Genomic DNA, 22,771 nt, shown 5'->3' with positions numbered 1-22,771 from the left:
AGAATTAAGCAACAGTGAGCACAATGATTCTTAATTTTCTTACTGAACTTAATGGTTTATTAATTTGTGAACGGTTGACTAAACTAATTTAATCAAACCTTTTAAAAACGGGTTAAATTCGGCTCACAATCATTTGTGTTGCGCCTTTGTTCATTTGTACAAAAGTGCTGCACATATGTCCTTTTTCGTGACGGATGTCTTCATTTCGAATTAAATTTTCAAAAGCCTCGTTCAGTTCTTGTTGATTGTTTATGGCAGTACACGCTTCCATGTTTAGCAATGCGATTGCTTCTGCAAAATGCGAATAATTGGAGCCAATAACGATTGGAACACCAAAAGTAGCTGGTTCTAAAACATTGTGCACGCCAGGATTTCCAAAGCCGCCACCCACATAAGCAATATCAGCATAACTGTAAATTTTGGTCAAAATCCCAATGGTGTCAATGATAAAAACATCAAAATCGCCTAGGTTTTTATTTTCTTTTTCAGAGAATAAAACAGTTTTTCGGCTGATGCTGTTTTTGAGTTTTTGAATTTGCTCGTCTTTAATATTGTGTGGAGCAATTATAAATTTCACATTCAAAGCAGTCGAGTTAAGGAAGTTTACAATAAAATCTTCATCCTTTGGCCAAGAACTTCCCACAACAATTGTGGTAGTGTTATCCTTAAATTGAGCAATAAAATCCAGCGTATTGTCTTTTTCTAAAATGGTGGCCACACGATCAAAACGGGTGTCACCAGACACAATAACATTGCTTTTACCTAATTGTTGCAAGAGTTTTTTAGAACTTTCATTTTGAACAAAAAAGTAAGTAAAAGCATCGAGCGCTTTTCTATAAAACCCGCCGTACCATTTAAAAAAGGCTTGATTTTCTCTTAAAATTCCAGAAATCAAATAGGTTTTTATATCGCGTTTTTTGAGTTCGTTTAAGTAATTCGGCCAATATTCGTACTTGATAAAAAACGCCATTTCAGGATGAACGAGGTCAAGAAATTGTTGAGAATTTTCCTTTGTGTCCATTGGTAAATATACCGTAACATTAGCCACAGTATTGTTTTTTCGAACCTCGTAACCTGATGGGGAAAAAAAAGTCAAGACAATTTTATGACTTGGTAATTGTTCTTTAATTTTTTCAATCACAGGCAAGCCTTGCTCATATTCGCCTAGCGATGCGGCATGAAACCAAATGGTTTTGTCTGTTGGTTTTATTTGCTGTTCAAGTTGCGTAAAAACACCTTTTCTGCCCTCTACAAAAAGTTTCATTTTTGGACTAAAAAGTGCCACAATCTTTAAAAGAAAACTCGCAAATAGAACTAATAAATTATAGATAAAAAGCATGGTTAAAAATTTTGGGCTAAAATACGTTTTCTTTAAATGAATTTCTAACGCATCATTTTTTTAAATTTCAAGACTGCTAATTTTATTTTATCGTATTCCCCGCTTTTTAAGAAACGTTGCATTGGTATCAAGACATAAATAACTATTTTTGTTCTACGTTTTAAGAAAGGAACAAGAATGTAATAGCAGGCTTCTCTTTCGAACATTAAACTGAAAATCGAAATGAAAAAAATCCAAATGGTTGACTTGAAAAGTCAATATGAAAAAATAAAAAATGTTGTAGATGCTTCTATTCAGGAAGTTTTAGACACCAATACGTATATCAACGGACCTAAAGTGCATGAATTTCAAAAATCACTTGAGGAATATTTAGATGTAAAGCACGTAATTCCTTGTGCCAATGGTACTGATGCCTTGCAAATTGCAATGATGGGATTGGATTTGAAACCTGGTGATGAGGTCATCACTGCCGATTTTACTTTTGCAGCCACTGTTGAGGTAATTGCCTTGTTGCAGTTAACTCCCGTTTTGGTAGATGTAGATATGTACAACATGAACATCTCTATTGATGGGATTCGCAAAGCCATAACTCCAAAAACAAAAGCCATTGTACCGGTTCATTTATTTGGACGTGCAGCCAATATGGAAGCGATTATGGCTATTGCCAAAGAACATAATTTGTACGTGATTGAAGATAATGCTCAAGCTATTGGTGCTAATTGCAAATTCTCTGATGGTACTAAAAAGAAAGCAGGAACTATTGGTCACGTAGGAGCGACATCATTTTTTCCTTCTAAAAATTTAGGATGTTATGGTGATGGTGGAGCAATTTTCACGAATGATGATGCTTTGGCTCACAAACTTCGCGGAATAGTAAATCACGGTATGTATGAGCGTTACCACCACGATGTTGTGGGTGTGAACTCAAGACTAGACAGCATACAAGCAGCAGTTCTGAATGCAAAATTACCTTTATTAGATCAATACGGAAAAGCCAGACAAGATGCAGCACGTAAATATTCTGCGGCTTTTGAAGGGCACAAAAATATAATTGCACCTAGCATTTGTGATATTTGCGACTGTCACGTTTTTCATCAATATACATTACGAATTATCGATGCAGATAGAAATGGATTGATGCAACATTTGTTGGATAAAGGCATTCCTTGTGCCATTTATTACCCAATTCCGTTGCATTCGCAAAAAGCATACGCTGATGCTAGGTATAACGAAGAAGATTTTCCAGTAACCAATCAATTGGTTAAAGAAGTACTTTCTTTACCAATGCACACAGAATTGGATGATGAGCAAATTGCTTTCATTACATCGAGTGTTTTAGAATTTTTAGGATAATTGTAGAGACGCGATTTATCGCGTCTTTTTTATGAAATAAAATTTAATAATATATTAATAAAGTATGAAAATACTAGTAACAGGAGGTTTAGGATTTATAGGATCACATACCGTTGTTGAATTACAAAACGAAGGATTCGAAGTTGTGGTTGTTGATAATTTATCTAACACTTCTTTGGATGTTTTAGATGGAATTCAAAACATTACGGGTGTGAAGCCTGCATTTGAAAAAATTGATATAAGAGAAAAAGATAAAGTTCAAGATTTTTTTAAAAGACATGATGATATTGCAGGAGTAATACATTTTGCGGCTTCAAAAGCGGTTGGCGAAAGTGTTGAAAATCCTTTGCTGTATTATGAAAACAACATCAGTGCTTTGATTTATCTGTTGCAGGAATTACAACAAAAACCTGAAGCCAATTTTATTTTTAGTTCCTCTTGTACGGTTTACGGTCAAGCCGAAACAATGCCGATTACTGAGAGCGCGTCTATTCAAACAGCGATGTCTCCATACGGAAATACCAAACAAATTGGTGAAGAAATTATCACTGATACAGCCAAAGTTACCAATATCAACGCTATTTTGTTGCGTTATTTCAATCCTATTGGGTCACATCCGTCAGCTGAAATTGGAGAATTACCATTGGGAGTACCGCAAAACTTAGTGCCTTTTATTACGCAAACAGGAATGGGTTTGCGTGCAGAATTATCGGTTTACGGGAACGATTATCCTACGCCTGATGGTACTGCCATTCGCGATTATATTCACGTAGTCGATTTGGCGAAAGCCCATGTTATTGCATTACAGCGCTTATTGAATAAGAAAAATGAAACCAAAGTAGAGACGTTCAATTTAGGTACTGGTACCGGAAGTTCGGTTTTAGAAGTAATTGAAACTTTCGAGAAAGTAAGTGGGAAGCAGTTGCCTTACAAAATTGTAGGTCGACGCGAAGGAGACATCACTTCAGCTTACGCCAGTACAGAAAAAGCTAATGAGGTTTTAGGTTGGAAAGCACAATCAACACTTGAAGAGGCCATGGCAAGTGCCTGGAAATGGGAACAGAAAGTAAGAGAATAATTGAAAAAGGCAGTCTATTCTAGACTGCCTTTTCTAATTTATTTTTTTGCTGCTTCTTTCATTTTAGCAGCTGCTTCATCTAATTTTGCGGCACCTTTTTCAAGTGCTTTTCCAGTTTTTGATTGTAAAGTATCTACAGCCTTGTCCATTTTTACAGTGGCAGTATCTATTTTCGCTTCTAATTCAGTGCCTACGGCATCTTTTGCCTCGTCTAATTTAGCTTTCGTTTCTTCTTTACAAGATACTGTTACTAGTGTTAAAAATGCTATTCCTAAAATTACTTTTTTCATATTCAATTTATTTATGGGTTTGTATATTTTAAAGATATAAAAAAATCCTCATAAACACAGGTCTATGAGGAATTTTTAATAGTTTGAAAACGAGCTTATGCGTTGGCTGTAACTGCTTCTTTATTGATTTTTCCAATTAACCCAGCAAGTACTTTTCCAGGACCAACTTCGGTAAATAAGGTTGCTCCGTCCGCAATCATTTGCTGTACAGATTGCGTCCATTTTACAGGAGCGGTTAATTGAATGATTAAATTTTTTTTGATTTCGTTCGGGTCCGAAACGGCAGTTGCAGTTACATTTTGATACACCGGACATATTGGTGTTGAAAAAGTGGTAGCTTCAATAGCTGCTGCAAGTTCTTCACGAGCTGGTTCCATCATCGGAGAGTGGAAAGCACCACCAACAGGTAAAATCAAAGCTCTTTTGGCACCCGCTTCTTTCATTTTTTCGCACGCTAATTCAACAGCTTTGTATTCGCCAGAAATTACCAATTGACCCGGACAGTTATAATTGGCAGCTACAACAATACCATCTATAGAAGCGCAAATGTCTTCAACAATTTTATCGTCTAAGTTTAAAACAGCGGCCATAGTTGATGGAGTAATTTCGCAAGCTTTTTGCATCGCCAAAGCTCTTTGAGAAACTAGCTTTAATCCATCTTCAAAAGATAAAGTACCATTAGCAACTAGTGCAGAGAATTCGCCAAGAGAATGTCCCGCTACCATTTCTGGAGTAAAATTTTCTAAAGTTTTAGCCAATATTACAGAGTGTAAAAAAACTGCTGGTTGAGTTACTTTGGTTTCTTTTAATTCTTCGGCAGTTCCTTCAAACATGATATCGGTGATGCGAAATCCTAAAATTTCGTTAGCTTTTTCAAATAATTCTTTTGCAAGAGGATTACTCTCGTACAAGTCTTTACCCATACCTGTAAACTGTGCGCCTTGCCCTGGAAAAACGTATGCTTTCATGTGTTTCTTTTAAAATTGAAAAAAATAAGGATAGAATTTACTACTCTATCTCGCTGCAAAAATACTATTTTTTTACAAGCGACAATAGTTTCCTTTTTTTCGGAATAGTACTGTAACGCTTTTTGATGTATGAAGACTAATTTGGTACACAAATAACTTTTCAAAATGAAAAAGACATTTACTTTTATTTTTTTACTGCTTTTAGGGTTTTTATTGGTTTACAATAACCTACCCGTTTTCAATTACGGTTTTCCGGGCTTTGCTTTTATTGTACTTATTTTATTGGTTTTAGCTCTTTTGTTTTCGACGGGATTTGCTGTTTCAGGTTCTAATAATCAGGTAAAAGTGGTCTCGAAACCCAGTCGCTTTTTGGTGTATGCTTTTCTTGTTGTTTTAAGTTATTGTACAGTTTTACCTTTTGTAACGAGTCTCAAAATGTTTCGCTCTGACTCGTACCAAAAGTTACTTGGCAAGGTAAAAAACGGCGACAAAATAACCACTCACATCGCTCCAATTGCAATTGACAAAATTCGTGTTGTTGATGAAGAATTAGCACACCTGCTGGGAGAAAAAATATTAGGTTCGCAACCAGCTCTAGGTAGCCAGGTAGAATTAGGTGATTTTTGTATTCAAAAAGTAAATAACAGTTTGTATTGGGTTGCGCCTTTGTTACACTCTGGTTTTTTTAAATGGTTCAACAATCAAGAAGGAACAGCAGGATATGTTATGGTTTCAGCAACCAATGAGCGTGATGTAAAACTGGTACAAAACATAGCGGGTAAAGCTATCAAAATTAAGTACCAGCAAGGAGCTTTTTTTCAAAGTAATATTCACAGACATATTTATTTTAACGGAAATGCGACAGTAGGTTTGACTGATTTTAGTTTTGAAATTGACGATGCTGGAAATCCGTTTTGGATTGTAACTAAATATGCTAAAAAAATAGGTTTCTCAGGTAAAGATGCCATTGGTGTAGCTGTTGTCAATGCACAAACTGGAGCTATTGTAGAATACTCAATTGATAAAACACCAAAATGGGTTGATCGCATTCAGCCTTTAGAATTTATTGAAGATCAATTGAATGATTGGGGCGAATACGTGCATGGATATTGGAATTTTTCGAACGCGAATAAACTTCAAATTACCGAAGGTTTGACATTAGTTTACGGAAACGATAACAAATCATACTGGTATACGGGTTTGACATCAGTAGGAAAGGACGAATCTGCTGTGGGTTTTGTATTGGTGGATACCAGAACCAAAGAAACTACTTTTTACAAACAAGGAGGCGCAACTGAATTTGCTGCCCAAAGTTCGGCTCAGGGTAAAGTTCAAGAAAAAGGATATGAGGCATCTTTGCCTATTCCGTATAACATTAATAACATTCCAACGTATGTGATGACTTTGAAAGATAAAGGTGGATTAGTTAAAATGTTTGCAATGGTTGCGATTTCGGATTATACCATTGTAGGTGTTGGAAATACCATGCGTGAAACGCTGACCTCGTTTAAAAATGTCTACAATATGGCAGATAATAAAATCAATCCTAACAGTGCTGCGACTCAAAAATCAGTACAATCTATTGTGACGCGCATTCAAAATGATGTAAAAAATGGAAATAGCTTTTATTATTTCAAAGTTAAAGATTATCCTAATATTTTTGTAGGCTCATCGCAAATATCCAATCAACTGCCTGTGACCATGGTGGGTGATAGTGTGATGATTTCTTTTGATGTCGATTTAGAAGAAGTGATTGATGTGGCAACATTCGCTAATAAGACTTTGAAGCCAAATTCAAAAGGCAAATAGATAGAATAGTTTAAGATAAAAAACACCCCAAAAAGTTCACGACTCTTTGGGGTATTTTTTTAGGATTTCTTTTTCTCTTTTGGCAAAAGGGTAAAGGAGGTTGCCTTGAAACGATTGTTGACGACTTCGCCTTGTACAGATGCCTTTCTAATAGCGGAACAAAAGCCATCTTTGGCATGCGCATCTCCGTGAGAATCGATGGAACTGCCATCAACAAAATAGGACTTTCCGTCTATTCGAACGGCTAAATCGCATCCGTGTCCTGTCATACCAAATTGGCATTGACCACATGAAGCTTCAACAATTTTAGCTTTTTGATTTTCTTTCTTATCCTGAGCGCTGGCAAGTGTAGCCATAAATAGAAGCGCTAAACAAAGTATTTTTTTCATGGTAATAGAGTTATAGAAAACAAAGATACCTGTTTTTTACATCGAATAGTTTTTGAACATGTAAATCCATAACAGTCGCGACAAACGAATATTGAACGAAGCTAAGGCGATTATCACAAAGGCAATAATGGGTATGATTCTCAAATCAAATCTTTCCTGAAAGAAAAACTGAGCAATACCATAAGTGGCTATACTTTGCGCCACTGTTAGGCCATAATTGACGTACATAGCTCCAAAAAAATAGCCAGGTTCTTTCTCAAATTTGTAATGACAATGCGAGCAGTATTCGTTCATTTTAGGGAAACCAAAAGTAAAAAAGATACTTTTTTCATTAAAAACCTTACCTTTTTGACACTGAGGACAATCATTATTTAGGATATGAGCGATAGCGTGTGACATGATATTTATTTTTATCAAAGGTATTTCTTATTGCTATGCGTAGTATTTTCTATCTTCGCTACTTCTAGGACAATAAAGACATTTAGAAATCATGGCGAAGTATCCCATTTACAATATTCAGCGGTTTAATTGCAATGCAGTCAACAGTAGTTTGTATATCAATACCTTTAAAAATCATTTAATTACGCACAGTTTTGTAGAGGAGCCACACCGTCATAACTCTTATGTTTTAGTGTTTTTTACACAAGGCTCCGGAACGCATGAGATTGATTTTGATGTTTTTGACATTCAGCCCGGAAGTATGTTTTTTATGCAACCTGGACAAATTCACCATTGGCATTTATCCGAAGATGTTGAAGGATATGTTGTTTTTTACTCGCAGGAATTTTACAATCTTTACTTTGGACAAAAAGATATTGCCGACTATCCTTTTTATTCTGCTGTGGATAATAAACCCGAGCTTGTTTTACAAACTGCCGAAAGTCTTGCCATTGTGCCCTATTTTGAAAGACTTATCGAGGAATCACAGTCTAATCAGCCTTGGCAAAAGGATTATATTTTGAATCTTTTGGACTGTATTCATATTCAAATTGCGCGTAAATACCAGAAATCGAATTTGCATCAAGCACATGCCTACAATGTAAAAATTAAAGCTTTTGAAACGGCGTTAGAAAAGCATTATAAAACAGAGAAAGCGGCCTCTTTTTATGCAGCCCAGCTTCACATAACGCTGAAACATTTAAATAGAATTTGCAACGAAAGACTCCAAAAAACCACCACCGAAGTGATCGCGGACAGAGTTATACTGGAAGCCAAACGCATGTTGTTTGACAAAGATTTTACGGTAAACGAAATCGCATTACGTTTAGGATATGAAGATTACTCGTATTTTACCCGATTGTTCAAGAAACAGACTGGATTGACACCTAGCCATTTTCGATTGGACAAACGAAAAAGATAGTCTTTATTTGGATGAAAACTTCTTTTTACATTTGTCCGTTGGGGTAATAGGGTTAAGCATGAACTTTTACTAAAGCTGCCGCTTTTTTCGCTTTTTCTACAACAATATCAATTGGTGTTTCAAGACTATCATTTACTAAAGCTACTCCCATACGTCTATAAGGTCTTGAAGAGGGTTTGCCAAAAATTCTAAAATCAGTTTTGGGTAAAGCAGCAATCTTTTCTATTCCTGTAAAACTAGGGCTTTCAGAGTTTTCAGATGCCAAAATAACGGCACTAGCACCTATTTTTTCTAAGGTGATTTCAAAAATAGGCAAGCTTAAAATAGCGCGCAAATGCAATTCGAATTCGTTAAAGTTTTGCGTTCCCGCCAAAGTTACCATTCCTGTATCATGTGGTCTTGGCGATAATTCTGAGAAATAAACACCATCATCAGCCAAGAAAAATTCGACTCCAAAAAGTCCTGCGCCTCCCAAAGCTTCGGTAACTTTCTCGGCCATATCTTGGGCTTCGTACAAGTCTTTGTCTGAAATCAGGGCAGGTTGCCAGCTTTCTTGGTAATCGCCACGTTCTTGTCTATGACCAATTGGAGCACAAAAAAGCGTAGGATTATTATTTTGCGTGACGGTTAATAATGTAATCTCCGAATTGAATTTGACAAAAGCTTCTACAATTACTTCAACTACATCACCACGAGAACCATCAACAGCGTATTGCCAGGCTTTTAAAATATCATCGGAAGTTTTGATGGTGGATTGCCCTTTTCCAGATGAAGACATCAATGGTTTTACCACACAAGGGATACCAACTTCGGCTACCGCTTTTGTTAATTCTTCGGCGGTGGTGGCGTAACGATAGTTGGCAGTCTTTAGCCCTAGCTCTTTGGCGGCCAAATCACGAATGGCTTTACGATTCATAGTAAAGTTGGCTGCTTTTGCGGATGGTACTACGGTAATACCTTGTTTTTCGTAATCATAAAAACGTTCGGTGCGAATAGCTTCTATTTCGGGAACAATAAAATCGGGTTGGTGTTTGGCAACGATGCGGTCTAATGCATCGCCGTCAAGCATATTAATGACTTCAAAACCGTGCGCTACTTGCATAGCAGGTGCATTTTCATAACTGTCTACCGCAATTACAGTTTGCCCAATACGTTGTGCAGCAATTACAAATTCTTTACCTAATTCGCCTGAGCCGAGGAGTAGTATTTTCATTTTTTTTAAATTGTTTGTTTTTGAGAATTTTGACTCCGTTTTACAATTATTAAACTACTAATAAACGTCAAAATCATTAATAGGAATGATAAAAATAGAATCATTAGTATTGAAAATATAATTTGAGAATAAATCTGTGACCCTAACACAACAGATGTGCCATTAATAAATAGTCCTATTATATATGTTGCGAACAAAGTTATTATAAGTTTTGCACTTACTTGAAATGAAAATTGATAACAAGTTCGAAAGTAAGATGCTTGTCTTACCGATAAACTTATTTTTTTGGCTGAATTCCAAAAAATAAAAATAATAAATAGGGGGAATAGAATTCCCCAATAAAGTTGATTTCCGAATAATCCAAAGTCACCTACTGCTATTAAGATTTCAATAAATAATGTTTTCGTAAAGATTAATATTGGAAAAATGGAGCAAATAAAAAAACCAGCGATTATAGAGTTTCTAGTAATGCTATTTTGTGATTTCATTTACATTTGGTTTTGAGAGTAAAGATAAAAAATGGATTTTATTCCCGAGTATTTTTTGCAGATTTGGTATATTTAATTCTATACAGAAATAATAATTTGGTATTTAGTAATTTGAGGATTTTAGTAATTTGGATAGAAGTTAGTAGTTTAATTCAAATTCAAATTTGTTTTCTCACTCCATTCTAGTTCGTTTGGTAATTCTTTATTACTGAATTCAATATGAATTACTCTGCGTCTTTTGTTATTAGTTGTTTTATTTGATGCGTGAAAAAGTAAAGGTCTCATGATCATTATTCCGCCTTTTTCAACTTCACAGATCTTTTCTGTTTCGTTTTTAAATTCTATATTTTCAACTCTTACGATGCCATTTTTATGTGATTTGTTTAGAACTTTTAGTGCTCCATTTTCTTTGGTTGTTTTATCTAAATGAATTCTAATGGTGAAATTTTTTTCTAGAATATCTTTAGGAGGTTGAACCGCATATTGATTTTGTTTTAAAGTCCAATTTACGAAATTATCAACTTCAATTTTTTTGTCAACAGAAATAGTTAGATCTTGATGATAAGCTACAAACCAATTTGATTTTTCTGGTTTATCAAAGTATATAGATTTTGTTATAAAATAATCTTCCCCAAAAGTTGAGTGTATTATGTTAATCAAGTTTTTATTGAAGATGTGGGGAAGTACTTGGGGAATTTCTTTATGAAATTGTCGAATTGCAAATAATTCTTTAGATTTTCTAAAGGTTGAATCAGAAGGTTGCTGGGATGTTTTTTGGTCAATAAATGAAATTATTTCGTCTATTTCAAAATCTGAATAAACATTGTCAATAATCTCAAAACCATCAGAATGTATTTTGTTTGAGTAATTCATTACAAGTTTTTTTTGCGTGAGGGATAGAAGCGGCATCCTTTTGTGAAGCGATAGCGGAACAAAAGATATAGCGTATAGCCCGCTCGCCGCGGCGAACACGCCCAAATTTAATAAAAAAACCGATGCCTTTTTTTAATAAAGCATCGGTTTTGTATTTTAATGAAAATGATCTTCTTCAATTTCGAATTCAGCATCTTTTTCCCAAATCTCCATTTCGCAGGGTTTGCAATTGAATTTGAGTTTGTATTCTAATTCGCCTTGTTTTAATACCAAAGGTTCTTTTACCTTTTTGTCCATATTTTCTCGATGGTATTTCGGGCAACGTTCTAATTCGTATTTAATACAATATTTCGTGGTCATCACACGTGATTTTCCAGGATCCCATTGCAATTCAAAAGCTTTTTCGATTTCGGTAACTCCATGACGTTCGTAGAATTTACGGGCTAGTTTGTTCGAAACATTGTACATAAAATCCAGTTTTGTCTCAGGGTAAGGATGTGATGTTTTAACCAATTGGTGTTCCTCAACTTTGTAATTAGCCAAACGAATTTCTGACAGTTGTTCGTAAACTGTTCGTCGCATTTCGTTGATTTTGGATATCGGTAAGAACCAATTTTCAGAGAAATCAATTGTAATTTCATCGGCTGTGTAAGGCGTGAAACCTGTTTTTGCCAAGTTAATTTTAAAGTTTTCTTCAATCGACTCGTTGTTCTTGGTTCTTTCTTTTGGATGCGCCAATTGAACCGTACTCACATTACCATCTTCGTCAGTAGCAGCTAGCTCAAACCCATTTTCAGTTTCGGTTAGGTGCAAAGTGGTACTTATTTTACGAACCGCACTATCTTCTCGTTCTACAATTTTGATAAAAGCTGCATCGTTGTTACGGTAAATAAAAGTGCCTTCTTTTAGTTCTTTTAATACATTTGGGTAAGCCAAGCCGTTTTCGACTTTGTTTACATAAATTCCGTCAGCTTCATTATTTTCATTGATGTAACACAAACCGTCGCCGTTGTTGAGTAATTCGCCGTTTTCTATTTCATAAGCGTTGCCCACAGTGCGAATTAGTTTCCCGATGTATTGCCCTTTTGATTTTGGACTTTCCCAAGAACCGATAGATTGGTGTCTTTCGTTTACAAAATAATCGGTGTATCCACGGTTGAAACTTTTGTTCAAAGCAGAGTCAAAAGTGTAGGTACATTTTCCAGAAGAAGCTTTGGTGTAGTTTTCATTTCCATCCAAGAAAGCATCTAATTTTTGACGTAAATACGAAACGTTATTTTTTACATAAACGATATCTTTTAAACGCCCTTCGATTTTAAAGGACATCACGCCTGCTTCTACAAGATTTGGGATTTGATCCGAAACGTCAAAATCCTTGATCGAAAGTAAGTGACTGTTTTTGATTAAAGTGTCGCCATTCCCATCGATTAAGTTGTAAGGCAAACGACAGTTTTGAGCGCAGGAACCACGGTTAGCAGAGCGTTCGCCATTGGCTACACTCATATAACAGTTTCCACTGAATGACACACAAAGCGCGCCGGTTACAAAGAATTCTAATTCCACATCAGCCGTATCAGCGATTTCTTTGATTTGGTGTAAATTCAATTCACGAGCTAAAACGACGCGTTTCATTCCGGCATCTTTCAGGAATTTAATCTTATGAGGATCACGGTTGTTGGCTTGCGTACTTGCGTGGAGCACGATAGGAGGCAAGTCCATTTCCATGATCGCCATGTCTTGTACAATTAAAGCATCAACTTTAATATCATACAATTGCCAAATCATCTGACGGCAAGTTTCTAGCTCGTTATCGTACAAGATGGTGTTGATAACCACAAAAACTTGTGCATTAAAAAGGTGTGCATACTTAACTAAAGCCGCTACATCTTCGATAGAGTTGGTGGCATTAGAACGGGCTCCAAATTGTGGTGCACCAATATAAACGGCATCAGCCCCACTATTGATAGCTGCCATACCATGAATTAAATCTTTGGCAGGTGCTAGAATTTCTATTTTTTTCTTCATCGATTTGATGATAAATTAGTTGTTTTTTAACACTTTAGTCTTTTTGGTGGTTCCAAAAAAAAAGTGAGCAAAGGTCTAATAAATTATTCAAGATTTCTAATTCAAAACCGTATTTTTTGGATTTTATCTTTTGCCATCAGCATATAAATGAAACAAAACAATTGATGTTTGAAATTTTGCTCGCATTTGGAGTTGATTTTGGCTTTAAATAACAAAGCCTCTTGTTTGATCAAGAGGCTTTTAGGTATGTGCGTGTGGGTATTAAACCGTTAATGCATTTTTGATTCGAGACAGCGCTTCGGTTAAAAGGGCCTCGCTTGTGGCGTATGAAAAACGAATACAGTTTGGGTTTCCAAAAGCATCTCCGGTAACGGTAGCTACATTGGCTTGCGCCAAAAGATACATGGATACATCATTAGCATCTTTAATTTCGGTTCCGTTTAATGTTTTTCCGAAGAAAGAAGACACATCTGGAAATACATAAAAAGCACCTTCAGGGACATTTATTTTTACACCCGGAATTTCTTTTAACAATCCTACAACTAAGTCTCTGCGGCTATGAAAAGCATTTACCATCTCTTTCAATACACTAGGATCAGCGTCAAGAGCGGTAATTGTAGCGCGTTGCGCTATAGAATTGGCTCCTGAGGTAACTTGACCTTGGATTTTAGTACACGCTTTGGCAATAAATTCAGGTGCTCCAATATAACCAATTCTCCATCCTGTCATGGCAAAAGCTTTAGCAACTCCGTTTACAGTGATTGTTCTTTCGAGCATTCCTGGGATGGATGCAATACTACAAAAAGTTCCAGAAAAATTGATGTGCTCGTAAATTTCGTCAGCGACTACGTATATGTTTGGATATTTTTCTAAAACTGCCGCAAGTGCCGTTAATTCTTCACGACTATAAACCGATCCTGATGGGTTACATGGTGAGGAGAACCACATCATTTTTGTTTTTGGTGTAATGGCAGCTTCTAGTTGTGCCGGCGTAATTTTGAAATCTGTTTCTACAGATGTTGGAACTTCAACAGGAACGCCACCTGATAATTTTACAATTTCGAAATACGATACCCAATACGGCGCTGGCAAAATTACTTCGTCACCATCATTCAACATTACTTGAGCAATATTGTACAACGATTGTTTGGCTCCGGTAGAAACTACAATTTGAGTTGGTTTATATTCTAAATCATTATCTCTTTTAAACTTTCTGCAAATCGCCTCCTTAAGTTCTAAGTACCCTTCAACAGGTGAATACGTACTGTAGTTTTCGTCTATTGCGCGTTTTGCTGCTTCTTTGATAAAATCAGGAGTATTAAAATCAGGTTCACCAAGGCTAAGGCTAATAATGTCTTTTCCTTGTGCTTTTAATTCTCTGGCTAAAGCCGCCATGGCTAAGGTTTGTGAAGTAGATAAATTATTTATTCTATCGGATAATGGATTCATTGGTATTAAGTTGTAGTTAGTTTTAATATATTATTAGCCCATAAAGGCTTTTTTTTTATGCGGTTAATGCTGGATTTTGTCCTAAATCTTTTAAATGTTTGAAATGAGCAATCACGGCACTTCTCATTGTTTTGTACTCGTAATAAGGTAAATTGCACTCCTGCGCAGTTTCTTTTACAATTTTTGCAATTTTGCCGTAGTGAATATGGCTGATATTTGGGAAAATATGGTGCTCAATTTGATGATTCAAACCACCTGTGTACCAGTTTACTATTGCGTTTTTGGGTGCAAAATTAGTCGTGGTAAACAATTGGTGAATAGCCCAAGTATTGTCCATTTCGCCCAATTCGTTTGGTGTAGGATTTGTAGTTTCTTCTACTACGTGCGCTAGTTGGAATACAACACTCAAGATCAAACCAGCAGTGTAATGCATCACAAAAAATCCTATTAGTACTTTCCACCAAGTGATCCCAATTACGATTGGTAATACAATCCAAATGGCAACATAGATAATTTTAGTAATGATCAATGTTGTCCAAAGTATTTTTGGGCTCTTAGCTTCTCCGTAAGATAATTTTCTTTTTAAGTAGTTACGCATTTGCTTAAAATCAGTAGTAATAGCCCAATTGAAAGTCAATAAACCGTACAAGAAAATAGAGTAGTATTGTTGAAAACGGTGAAAGTTGTACCACTTGGCTTCTTTGGTAAAACGAATAACACGACCAGCATCAAGATCTTCATCATGTCCCGGAATATTGGTGTACGTGTGGTGTAACACATTGTGTTGAACTTGCCAGTTATACACATTACCAGCTAGTACGTAAATTGTTCCGCCCATGAATTTGTTAACCCATGATTTGTTTGAATAAGATCCGTGATTTCCATCATGCATCACATTCATTCCAACACCTGCCATACCAATTCCCATGACGATTGTCAATAATAGGTGTGCCCAAAATGGCATACCAAGGGTTAGAATTAAAAAGTAAGGTGCTAGAAAAACAGAAAATAAAATAATCGTTTTCAGGTATAATTGCCAGTTGCCTGTTTTTTGAATGTTGTTCTCTTTGAAGTAGTTGTTAACCCGAGAGTTAAGTGTTCTAAAAAATTTTAGGCTATCTTGCTTAGCAAAAGTAGGGGCATTGTTATTCATATAATGTAGATAAGGTTCAAAGGTAATTATTAAAAATTTTTTGGTATACAAATTTCAGATAAATATTTTAACCATAAAGTATTACTTTTGTTAAAAAAAATAATAGATGGACGAGATTTTAAAGTATTTTCCTAATTTAAGTGATCTTCAGAAGGAACAGTTCGAAAAGCTCGATTTTTTATACCACGAATGGAACGAAAAAATCAATGTGATTTCGAGAAAAGATATTGATTCTTTATATACCAAACATATTTTACATTCACTTGGAATTGCTAAAATAATGAAATTTGAACCTGGAACGTACGTTTTAGATGTGGGAACTGGTGGTGGATTTCCAGGAATTCCATTGGCAATTCTTTTTCCGGAAACTAGATTTTATTTGATTGATGTTATTGCCAAGAAAATAAAAGTGGTTCAGGCTGTTGCCGAAGGTTTAGAGTTGAAAAACGTAAAAGCAGAGCAAATACGTGCTGAAAATGTAAAAGGTGATTTCGATTTTATTGTGAGTCGCGCGGTAACCAATATGCCTGATTTTGTGTCTTGGGTAAAAACCAAAATCAAAAAGAACAACAAACACGAATTGAAAAACGGAATCCTCTACCTAAAAGGAGGCGACTTAACCGAAGAGTTAAAAGATTTCCCGAAAGTTACTGAATACAACTTAGCAGATTATTTTGAAGATGAATTTTTTGAAACTAAAAAAGTAGTACACTTGCCGTTGAAGTTTACGGTTTAGCCTTAAGGTCAAAAGTCATAAAGTCTAAAGAAAGAATTAGACAAAATAAAGCCGAATCTAAATTTTAGATTCGGCTTTTGTTGGTATAAATAATATAGAACGCACAAAGTAGGTGCTTTTATATCGTTTTAAAGTAATCGCTATAAAAATTATCGCTTTGCATCAAGTTGTTGTGAGTTCCTTTGTAGATTATCGTTTTATTCTCTAAAATGTATATTGTATCAGCATTATGTTTTAAAGTATTCAATCGATGTGAAATAAAAAGAATTGCACAAGACGGTTTTATTTTCTCAATCAAATTCATCGAAAATTTTTCTGTATTTCTATCCATTGCCGAAGTGGATTCGTCTAGTATTAAGAATTGCGGTTTTTTATATAAAACTCTTGCTAATGCTATAATTTGCTTTTGTCCGCCGCTCAAATTAACTCCTTCTTCTCCAACTAGAGTGGCTATTCCTTGAGGTAATTGATTAAAATAAGCTTCAAAACCATTTTCTTTGACAAATTGAATTATGTTTTGCGGAGTGTCTGTTGCTCCTAATAAAATATTATCTAGAACATTTCCATTAAAAATAGTTATATCTTGAGGAATAACACCAATTAAATTTCTGTAACTGTTTAAGGCTATGTCAGATAAATGGGTGGCATCATTAATCAAAATAGTTCCATTTTCAAAATGATAGAAACGTTGTAAAATTTGTCCAATTGTACTCTTGCCACTTCCGCTTTCACCCACAATTGCTGTCAGTTTTCCTTTTTTAATTTCTATATTTATATTAGTTAGTAACTCACTTCTTCCAGCAAATCGAAAAGAAAGATTTTTAATTGCAATTGAATTTATTTCGTTTATTATTATTCCTTCCTCTATTTCTTTTTCAATTGATGAAAATTCAAACATTCTATTAAAGGCAATTTTTGCTTCATTTATAGGTATGGCAACTAAAGCTAAATTTGCAATTGAAGGCATTAATGAACCTACAATTCCTAAAACGGCCATTAACTCCCCTAATTTCATTTGCTTGTTAAACACTTCAATCGATGTGTAAATTAATACGCCAATAAGAAAAAAAACACTTGCTAAACCTGATTGCCAAGATAGTGTGATATTGATTTTTCCTAAATTGAATATTTTTTCTTGAAAATTAGAAAATATTATTTCGTTGTTTTTGTTAAATAAATCCTGCTTATTGTCGTTTTTTATAGTAGCAATTCCTTGTATGGTATTGATGTAATTACTCTCGTTAATAGCATAGCTTTGCATAACATCTCTTTGAGCATCTATTAGCTTTTTATTACTTCTATAAATAATATAAAAATAAATAGGGACACTAAGTAAAGCAATAATTCCTATTTTCCATGAATAGATAAATAAGAAAGCTAATGAAATTATAGACACCAGTATGTCAATAATCAAGCTACTTGCCAGCATTTTTATAACGCTTTGTACTCTTTGTGTGTCATTTAATCGAGCGACTAATTCTCCTATTTTTCGAGTATCAAAAAACGGCTTGGGTAAACGTAATAAATTAGTAAAAAACTGATTATTAATTCTATTGTTAAAATCTTTTGATTGTTGTAATAAAAAGAATTCACGCAGTAGCTCAATCCCCACCCGTGCTAAAAGCAAAACGGTAAGCAAAGCAATACCAGAAATTAATTTGGTCTTGTTTTCAGAAGGTAGAATGTCATCGATGAGTTTTTTTGAGAAAACAATGACATGGCTAAACCTAAAATAGCCACAAAGACACCTAGTAAAACCGAAATATAAAGCAGTTTGTAGTCTTCTTTCAGTAAATTTAAAAACCATTTCTTCTGCAAATTTTTTGCGGTTTCAGCCGTTACAAAACTTTCATTTACATCAAGCGTCAAACAGGTTTTAGAGACCCATATTTTGTCTAATTCATCAACCGATAAAATATAAACACCTTTTGCCGGATCGCCTATTAAGAAACCTTTTTGTTTTTCGTATAAATAACAAACTACGTAATGTTGCAATTGATTATCCATAACAACATGCAAAATAACAGGTTTATTGTGGTCTATCAATGCTTGAATATCAGCTTCACAACCTTCGGCTGTAAAGCCTATGTTGTTAGCCACTTGATGCAAACCAAGCATAGTTGTTCCTTGTTTAGTTGTATCACTTAACTCACGAAGTTTTTCAAAGGAATTTGTGCCTCCATTTAGTTTTATAAGACTCATTAAACAAGCAACGCCACAATCTGATTGATCTAATTGTAGCGTATGCGTTTTTTCGATATGTTTTAAGTTCATTTTTCTTTATTGTAATTGCGTACTTTTTGTCATCCCGTGCTTTTTTTGTTATTTTAAAGCAGGAAGGATCTTTTGTGATTTTTTGTTTTTGGGTAAACTTGTTTCTAGGTCGACGAAGCAATTTTTTTTAAAATAGTTTCTGTTTTTGTTTGTCCTTTTATTTTTTCAATAAGTTTATTGTTTTTATCATAAAGTACTAAACATGGAAGTGACTGAACGTCAAATGTAGAAGAGAAAGTAAGCCTATTATCGCATAAAAAAGTAACTTTATCATTTTGGTCTAATTTATGTTTTTTTGCAAATTCAACTATTTTTTCTGGTTTTTCAAATGAAACGAATACAAGTTGAATATCTTTAAATTTAGCAATATTTTCTTGTATCATTTGCGTTTCTTCATTGCAGAAATTACATTCACTGTTGTAATAAATAAAAATTGTTGGAATATTTAGTTTCAAATTTTTATCACTAGTGTCCACTAAAAAATAAAACAAGTTCTTTAAAATTATTGTAAATCTGTATTTTAAGAGTCATTTTTGAGCGTGACGATTTGAAATGATTATTATGTTCGTAAATCAATATTACGAATATGAATCACGGTAAATATGTCTTTTCTCAACTGATTGAATTTCTTCCCCAACGTGTTTTTGACAGGTTAACTAGTAAATATTCCGGCAATAAATCGGTCAAACATTTTACTTTTTGGAATCAATTATTATGTATGATTTTTGGTCAACTTTCAGCAAGAGAAAGTTTAAGAGATTTGATAATTGTTATAGAAGCACATCAATCAAAATCATATCATTTAGGATTTGGCAAAAATGTAACTCGTAGTAATTTATCCAAAGCTAATGAAAATCGTAATTATAAAATATTTGAAGAGTTTGCCAATCATTTAATATTGATTGCCCAGAATAAAAAAAGCAATGATGGCTTTGAAATAAAAGGCAATATTTATGCTTTTGATTCTTCAACAATTGATCTATGCTTGAGTGTGTTTTGTTGGGCTCATTTTCGAAAAACTAAAGCAGGAATAAAATTGCACACTTTATTTGATATTAACACACAAATCCCTGTATTTATTCATATTACAGAAGCAAATGTGCACGATGTTAACGCAATGGATGTCATAGATTATGAGCCATTTGCTTATTATATTTTTGACCGTGCTTATGTTGATTATGATCGACTTTTTCGAATTACAAAAGCTAATGTTTATTTTGTTGTTAGAGCAAAATCTAATGTGAAATTTAAAAGAATGTATTCTCTAAAAATTGACAAAACCACTGGAATTAAATATGACCAAGTTGGTAAAATAGAAGGTTTTTATACCTCAAAAGATTATCCAGAAAAGATACGAAAAGTAAAATTTTTCGATGCTGAAAATAAAAAAAACGTTAGTCTTTTTGACCAATAATTTTGAATTATCAGCTCAAGATATTGCACTACTTTACAAACAAAGATGGCAAGTAGAATTGTTCTTTAAATGGATAAAACAGCACCTAAAAGTTAAGACCTTTTGGGGAACAACAGAAAATGCTGTTCGGATTCAAATTAATGTAGCAATTGTAACGTACTGTTTGGTTTCTATAATAGCAAAAGATTTAAAAATCAATCGCTCAACATACGAAATTCTACAAATTTTATCCGCATCATTACTCGATAAGACATCTATAAATGAACTACTTATGAAATCAGATTACAATAATGTCAATGAACATAATACTAACCAGCTGTTTTTCAACTTATTTTAAGTGGACACTAGTGAATTTTTATTAGTAAAAATACCGCCATTAACATTTTGATATTTAAATTTTGGTATTGTTTTGATATTTTGTGCAACTTGATTTTTGTATTTCACTTTGGTTACAACTTTAAATCCAATAAAACCAAGCAAGATTACAAAGAGCGAAATGATTAGTATTTTGAGTGATTTTTTCATTGTTTTTTATAATAAATGCTTTGAAAAAGTATATGCTTTTTTAGAGTTCTGGTCTTACTTAAGAATAATTTAAAGTAAAAAACATAACCACGGTTACCCACAAAAATAATGCGGGTACATAACTGCTAGCCACGATTTTTAGTCCGAAATCTATTGAGTTTTCTTTGTTTTGAGGTGTGTAAACCAATTTGCCAACGTAATACCCTAAGAGTAAAATATATGCTAATTCAAACAAGTTTAAAACCTGAAAAGGGTAAATAAAATAAGTTTCTAAACCATTATATCCGATAATATTTAATGCTGATAAAGGATAAAAATATTGTAAATCTTCCAACGTATAATTGGTCTGGAAAAAATAAAACCATATCAGTTTTAAAATACCTACTCCTAGAAAAATAAACTCTGCCTTGATAGAAACATTTAGTAATTGCTTAAAGTTGACTTTAGTTTTACTAAAGAAAAAAACACCAACATACAATATACTTGATATTATACTCGCCTTGATGTAAAATATAACAGGCAATAATAAAAATGATGCTAACTGCCATTTTTCTTGTATTTTTAAAAATTTTTCAATTTGATTTGCAGATAATTGTTCTGCAATAGAGTTTAATACCAATTTATCGCTTTCAAGTAATATATTAGTTATGTATCCTGACGAAAAAAACAGAATCGATAAAAATAATATCTTATACTTTTTTAAATTTACTCTCTGCATAAAGATTTTATTCTTTGTGATTTTGTTAATAATAAAAATTTTAGTTTGACAATTACTAAATAAATATCAAACTCTGCTGTGTATTTTAGTTTCTAACTTGAAAAAAGTGAACATTTGAATTTAAAGTAGTCGAACGATCTTTATTTTTTAAATATTGTTTTTTTCTTATCATAAATGATTAATAAAAAAACAATTAAAAGAATAATGTTATAATAATGGTGGAACCATGGCGAGAAGACTATGATAAAGTAAAATACAAGCAGAAAAACTGTGAAATAAAAAATTTTTGTCATAATGAAAAGTTTAACTGGCTTCTTTATCAGAAGCCAGTGAAATGAGATCTACCACCACCCAGCAGCTGTTCCTACAAAATTAGTAAGACAAACAGCGGCTAATACATTGCCAACTCCCGTTGGTACAGCGACAGCTGCTACCAATTTTAGTGATGCTGCTAAAGTCCAACCCGCACCTGCCCCACACGCTCCATTTATAACGTTGCCTACAACGCTTCCTCCACCATTTATGGCAGTCATATTATCTAAATTTATTGTTTTCATTGTGTTATTTTTTTAAATTAACTTTAATTTTTTAATTATATCCAAGATCCTGATGCAGAACCCCAACCAATTGCGCCACCGTAAACAAGCCCAGAAACCATAGCTCCAGCAAAAAGGCCTGCGCCAAAAGTTGCTGCGGTTAATATTCCTGTAACTGCTATAGCTGTTAAACCGCACGCCACTCCCGTACCAGTACCATTTGCGTAAGGATACTTTCCAGCCACCAGATATCCCATCTGGTTTAATTCTAATTTTTTCATAATATTAGTTTTGATTATTAATGAAAGCGAATCTATATGTAATAGAAAACACACGCAAGCAACAAAATAATAAAATTAAGCAAAAAATTGCTATATTCGTACAATAAATTAATATCACATGAGTATTGGTACAAAAATAATGCGTTTAAGGATGCAAAATAAAATGAGCCAAGAAGAATAGGCTTTTAAACTAAATGTGGCTCAAACATCAATTTCTAATTTTGAAGCTGACAAAACAGTGCCTGATTTTGTAATAATGCAGCAAATTGGGGAAGTGTTTGAGGTGGGCTTGGAATATTTTATTGATGAAAAAAAAATATTTACGGTAAATATAAATATTGGAGGTATTGTAGGTGATAATGCCACAATAAATAATAGTCTTCCAGAAGGAATTTTAGAAACCATGTTAAAAAGAATAGAACTCTTAGAAGAAAAATTTAATAAAATTCAAAGCTAATTTTACGCCAGATTAAACACAAAAAAAGCCGAATCTAAAACTT

At 33.9% G+C, this 22,771-nt stretch carries 24 protein-coding genes and 1 pseudogene; 8 read left to right on the top strand and 17 right to left on the bottom strand.

Going from position 1 to position 22,771, the window contains the following annotated elements; all coding sequences use genetic code 11:
- Positions 1–112: 112 nt before the first annotated feature.
- Positions 113–1,339 carry a 3-deoxy-D-manno-octulosonic acid transferase gene (locus LQ189_RS12755; protein WP_230157665.1) on the bottom strand — a complete coding sequence of 409 codons (1,227 nt, stop codon included), beginning with the start codon at positions 1,337–1,339 and terminating at the stop codon, positions 113–115.
- Positions 1,340–1,561: 222 nt separating this feature from the next.
- Between LQ189_RS12755 and LQ189_RS12750 the strand changes: the two genes are divergently transcribed.
- Together LQ189_RS12750 and galE are read left to right on the top strand one after the other, a co-directional pair.
- Positions 1,562–2,692, top strand: a complete 1,131-nt coding sequence (locus LQ189_RS12750; RefSeq protein WP_230157663.1) for a DegT/DnrJ/EryC1/StrS aminotransferase family protein — start codon at positions 1,562–1,564, stop codon at positions 2,690–2,692.
- Between the two features lie 64 nt (positions 2,693–2,756).
- Entirely contained in the window at positions 2,757–3,770 is a 1,014-nt protein-coding gene (galE, locus tag LQ189_RS12745; RefSeq protein WP_230157662.1) for a UDP-glucose 4-epimerase GalE, read from the top strand.
- A 38-nt stretch (positions 3,771–3,808) separates the two neighbouring features.
- Here galE and LQ189_RS12740 read toward each other — a convergent pair whose 3' ends face one another.
- Together LQ189_RS12740 and fabD are read right to left on the bottom strand one after the other, a co-directional pair.
- A complete protein-coding gene (locus LQ189_RS12740) occupies positions 3,809–4,060 on the bottom strand; it encodes a hypothetical protein (RefSeq protein WP_230157660.1) in 252 nt (83 codons plus the stop codon).
- A gap of 95 nt (positions 4,061–4,155) precedes the next feature.
- Complete coding sequence (fabD, locus tag LQ189_RS12735) at positions 4,156–5,028, bottom strand: ACP S-malonyltransferase (protein WP_230157658.1); 873 nt, start codon at positions 5,026–5,028, stop codon at positions 4,156–4,158.
- 165 nt (positions 5,029–5,193) lie between these two features.
- Here fabD and LQ189_RS12730 point away from each other — a divergent pair, with 165 nt between their 5' ends.
- Positions 5,194–6,837, top strand: a complete 1,644-nt coding sequence (locus LQ189_RS12730) for a hypothetical protein (RefSeq protein ID WP_230157657.1) — start codon at positions 5,194–5,196, stop codon at positions 6,835–6,837.
- A 59-nt stretch (positions 6,838–6,896) separates the two neighbouring features.
- Here LQ189_RS12730 and LQ189_RS12725 read toward each other — a convergent pair whose 3' ends face one another.
- Together LQ189_RS12725 and LQ189_RS12720 are read right to left on the bottom strand one after the other, a co-directional pair.
- Positions 6,897–7,226 carry a DUF6370 family protein gene (locus LQ189_RS12725; protein ID WP_144889421.1) on the bottom strand — a complete coding sequence of 110 codons (330 nt, stop codon included), beginning with the start codon at positions 7,224–7,226 and terminating at the stop codon, positions 6,897–6,899.
- Positions 7,227–7,262: 36 nt separating this feature from the next.
- Entirely contained in the window at positions 7,263–7,625 is a 363-nt protein-coding gene (locus tag LQ189_RS12720) for a DUF983 domain-containing protein (RefSeq protein ID WP_086453673.1), read from the bottom strand.
- A gap of 91 nt (positions 7,626–7,716) precedes the next feature.
- Between LQ189_RS12720 and LQ189_RS12715 the strand changes: the two genes are divergently transcribed.
- Entirely contained in the window at positions 7,717–8,586 is an 870-nt protein-coding gene (locus LQ189_RS12715) for an AraC family transcriptional regulator (RefSeq protein ID WP_230157655.1), read from the top strand.
- Positions 8,587–8,638: 52 nt separating this feature from the next.
- Here the strand turns inward: LQ189_RS12715 and purT are convergent.
- From purT to LQ189_RS12690, 5 genes and pseudogenes are all read right to left on the bottom strand, one after another.
- Positions 8,639–9,805 (bottom strand): annotated as a pseudogene (gene purT / locus LQ189_RS12710) (formate-dependent phosphoribosylglycinamide formyltransferase); the annotation flags it as partial.
- A 629-nt stretch (positions 9,806–10,434) separates the two neighbouring features.
- Complete coding sequence (locus LQ189_RS12705; RefSeq protein WP_230157651.1) at positions 10,435–11,160, bottom strand: phytanoyl-CoA dioxygenase family protein; 726 nt, start codon at positions 11,158–11,160, stop codon at positions 10,435–10,437.
- Positions 11,161–11,316: 156 nt separating this feature from the next.
- Complete coding sequence (locus LQ189_RS12700; protein ID WP_230157648.1) at positions 11,317–13,185, bottom strand: U32 family peptidase; 1,869 nt, start codon at positions 13,183–13,185, stop codon at positions 11,317–11,319.
- 261 nt (positions 13,186–13,446) lie between these two features.
- On the bottom strand, positions 13,447–14,634 hold the full coding sequence (locus LQ189_RS12695) for a pyridoxal phosphate-dependent aminotransferase (protein WP_210787815.1): 1,188 nt from the start codon (positions 14,632–14,634) through the stop codon (positions 13,447–13,449).
- A 55-nt stretch (positions 14,635–14,689) separates the two neighbouring features.
- A complete protein-coding gene (locus LQ189_RS12690; protein ID WP_230157647.1) occupies positions 14,690–15,787 on the bottom strand; it encodes an acyl-CoA desaturase in 1,098 nt (365 codons plus the stop codon).
- Positions 15,788–15,893: 106 nt separating this feature from the next.
- Between LQ189_RS12690 and rsmG the strand changes: the two genes are divergently transcribed.
- Positions 15,894–16,523, top strand: coding sequence for a 16S rRNA (guanine(527)-N(7))-methyltransferase RsmG (rsmG, locus tag LQ189_RS12685; protein ID WP_230157646.1), 630 nt, complete (start codon positions 15,894–15,896; stop codon positions 16,521–16,523).
- Between the two features lie 118 nt (positions 16,524–16,641).
- On the opposite strand, the gene LQ189_RS12680 is transcribed toward rsmG, so the two are convergent.
- The 3 genes from LQ189_RS12680 to LQ189_RS12670 all read right to left on the bottom strand — a co-directional run bounded on the left by LQ189_RS12680 (position 16,642) and on the right by LQ189_RS12670 (position 19,252).
- The gene (locus tag LQ189_RS12680) at positions 16,642–18,177 is read right to left on the bottom strand and encodes a peptidase domain-containing ABC transporter (RefSeq protein WP_230158673.1); all 1,536 of its coding nucleotides are present in this window, start codon (positions 18,175–18,177) and stop codon (positions 16,642–16,644) included.
- Positions 18,177–18,797, bottom strand: coding sequence for a cysteine peptidase family C39 domain-containing protein (locus tag LQ189_RS12675; protein ID WP_230157645.1), 621 nt, complete (start codon positions 18,795–18,797; stop codon positions 18,177–18,179). Before LQ189_RS12675 ends, LQ189_RS12680 begins: the two co-directional genes overlap by 1 nt.
- 104 nt (positions 18,798–18,901) lie before the next feature.
- The gene (locus LQ189_RS12670; RefSeq protein WP_230157643.1) at positions 18,902–19,252 is read right to left on the bottom strand and encodes a redoxin domain-containing protein; all 351 of its coding nucleotides are present in this window, start codon (positions 19,250–19,252) and stop codon (positions 18,902–18,904) included.
- Between the two features lie 131 nt (positions 19,253–19,383).
- Here LQ189_RS12670 and LQ189_RS12665 point away from each other — a divergent pair, with 131 nt between their 5' ends.
- Positions 19,384–20,211 carry an IS4 family transposase gene (locus LQ189_RS12665; protein ID WP_255667860.1) on the top strand — a complete coding sequence of 276 codons (828 nt, stop codon included), beginning with the start codon at positions 19,384–19,386 and terminating at the stop codon, positions 20,209–20,211.
- The gene (locus LQ189_RS16265; protein ID WP_255667859.1) at positions 20,201–20,548 is read left to right on the top strand and encodes a transposase; all 348 of its coding nucleotides are present in this window, start codon (positions 20,201–20,203) and stop codon (positions 20,546–20,548) included. The genes LQ189_RS12665 and LQ189_RS16265 overlap by 11 nt, the downstream gene beginning before the upstream one ends.
- Here LQ189_RS16265 and LQ189_RS12660 read toward each other — a convergent pair.
- The 4 genes from LQ189_RS12660 to LQ189_RS12645 all read right to left on the bottom strand — a co-directional run bounded on the left by LQ189_RS12660 (position 20,545) and on the right by LQ189_RS12645 (position 22,271).
- Entirely contained in the window at positions 20,545–20,736 is a 192-nt protein-coding gene (locus tag LQ189_RS12660; protein WP_230157641.1) for a hypothetical protein, read from the bottom strand. The two genes, LQ189_RS16265 and LQ189_RS12660, sit on opposite strands and share 4 nt — an antisense overlap.
- Before the next feature lie 58 nt (positions 20,737–20,794).
- The gene (locus LQ189_RS12655) at positions 20,795–21,454 is read right to left on the bottom strand and encodes a hypothetical protein (RefSeq protein ID WP_230157639.1); all 660 of its coding nucleotides are present in this window, start codon (positions 21,452–21,454) and stop codon (positions 20,795–20,797) included.
- Positions 21,455–21,795: 341 nt separating this feature from the next.
- Positions 21,796–22,011, bottom strand: coding sequence for a hypothetical protein (locus LQ189_RS12650; protein WP_230157637.1), 216 nt, complete (start codon positions 22,009–22,011; stop codon positions 21,796–21,798).
- A gap of 35 nt (positions 22,012–22,046) precedes the next feature.
- The gene (locus LQ189_RS12645; RefSeq protein WP_230157635.1) at positions 22,047–22,271 is read right to left on the bottom strand and encodes a hypothetical protein; all 225 of its coding nucleotides are present in this window, start codon (positions 22,269–22,271) and stop codon (positions 22,047–22,049) included.
- Between the two features lie 196 nt (positions 22,272–22,467).
- Here LQ189_RS12645 and LQ189_RS12640 point away from each other — a divergent pair, with 196 nt between their 5' ends.
- Positions 22,468–22,728: a hypothetical protein gene (locus LQ189_RS12640; protein WP_230157633.1), complete on the top strand. Its 261-nt coding sequence runs from the start codon at positions 22,468–22,470 to the stop codon at positions 22,726–22,728.
- Positions 22,729–22,771 lie beyond the last annotated feature (43 nt).

It is taken from the genome of Flavobacterium sp. CECT 9288 (genome assembly GCF_918731615.1).
GTDB lineage: Bacteria > Bacteroidota > Bacteroidia > Flavobacteriales > Flavobacteriaceae > Flavobacterium.
This window is presented reverse-complemented; position numbering and strand designations above follow the sequence as displayed.

Coding starts and splice junctions, on each gene's coding strand:
- LQ189_RS12755 (WP_230157665.1), bottom strand. CDS start 1,339: ATGCTTTTTATCTATAATTTATTAGTTCTATTTGCGAGTTTTCTTTTA.
- LQ189_RS12750 (WP_230157663.1), top strand. CDS start 1,562: ATGAAAAAAATCCAAATGGTTGACTTGAAAAGTCAATATGAAAAAATA.
- galE (WP_230157662.1), top strand. CDS start 2,757: ATGAAAATACTAGTAACAGGAGGTTTAGGATTTATAGGATCACATACC.
- LQ189_RS12740 (WP_230157660.1), bottom strand. CDS start 4,060: ATGAAAAAAGTAATTTTAGGAATAGCATTTTTAACACTAGTAACAGTA.
- fabD (WP_230157658.1), bottom strand. CDS start 5,028: ATGAAAGCATACGTTTTTCCAGGGCAAGGCGCACAGTTTACAGGTATG.
- LQ189_RS12730 (WP_230157657.1), top strand. CDS start 5,194: ATGAAAAAGACATTTACTTTTATTTTTTTACTGCTTTTAGGGTTTTTA.
- LQ189_RS12725 (WP_144889421.1), bottom strand. CDS start 7,226: ATGAAAAAAATACTTTGTTTAGCGCTTCTATTTATGGCTACACTTGCC.
- LQ189_RS12720 (WP_086453673.1), bottom strand. CDS start 7,625: ATGTCACACGCTATCGCTCATATCCTAAATAATGATTGTCCTCAGTGT.
- LQ189_RS12715 (WP_230157655.1), top strand. CDS start 7,717: ATGGCGAAGTATCCCATTTACAATATTCAGCGGTTTAATTGCAATGCA.
- LQ189_RS12705 (WP_230157651.1), bottom strand. CDS start 11,160: ATGAATTACTCAAACAAAATACATTCTGATGGTTTTGAGATTATTGAC.
- LQ189_RS12700 (WP_230157648.1), bottom strand. CDS start 13,185: ATGAAGAAAAAAATAGAAATTCTAGCACCTGCCAAAGATTTAATTCAT.
- LQ189_RS12695 (WP_210787815.1), bottom strand. CDS start 14,634: ATGAATCCATTATCCGATAGAATAAATAATTTATCTACTTCACAAACC.
- LQ189_RS12690 (WP_230157647.1), bottom strand. CDS start 15,787: ATGAATAACAATGCCCCTACTTTTGCTAAGCAAGATAGCCTAAAATTT.
- rsmG (WP_230157646.1), top strand. CDS start 15,894: ATGGACGAGATTTTAAAGTATTTTCCTAATTTAAGTGATCTTCAGAAG.
- LQ189_RS12675 (WP_230157645.1), bottom strand. CDS start 18,797: ATGAACTTAAAACATATCGAAAAAACGCATACGCTACAATTAGATCAA.
- LQ189_RS12665 (WP_255667860.1), top strand. CDS start 19,384: ATGAATCACGGTAAATATGTCTTTTCTCAACTGATTGAATTTCTTCCC.
- LQ189_RS12660 (WP_230157641.1), bottom strand. CDS start 20,736: ATGAAAAAATCACTCAAAATACTAATCATTTCGCTCTTTGTAATCTTG.
- LQ189_RS12655 (WP_230157639.1), bottom strand. CDS start 21,454: ATGCAGAGAGTAAATTTAAAAAAGTATAAGATATTATTTTTATCGATT.
- LQ189_RS12650 (WP_230157637.1), bottom strand. CDS start 22,011: ATGAAAACAATAAATTTAGATAATATGACTGCCATAAATGGTGGAGGA.
- LQ189_RS12645 (WP_230157635.1), bottom strand. CDS start 22,271: ATGAAAAAATTAGAATTAAACCAGATGGGATATCTGGTGGCTGGAAAG.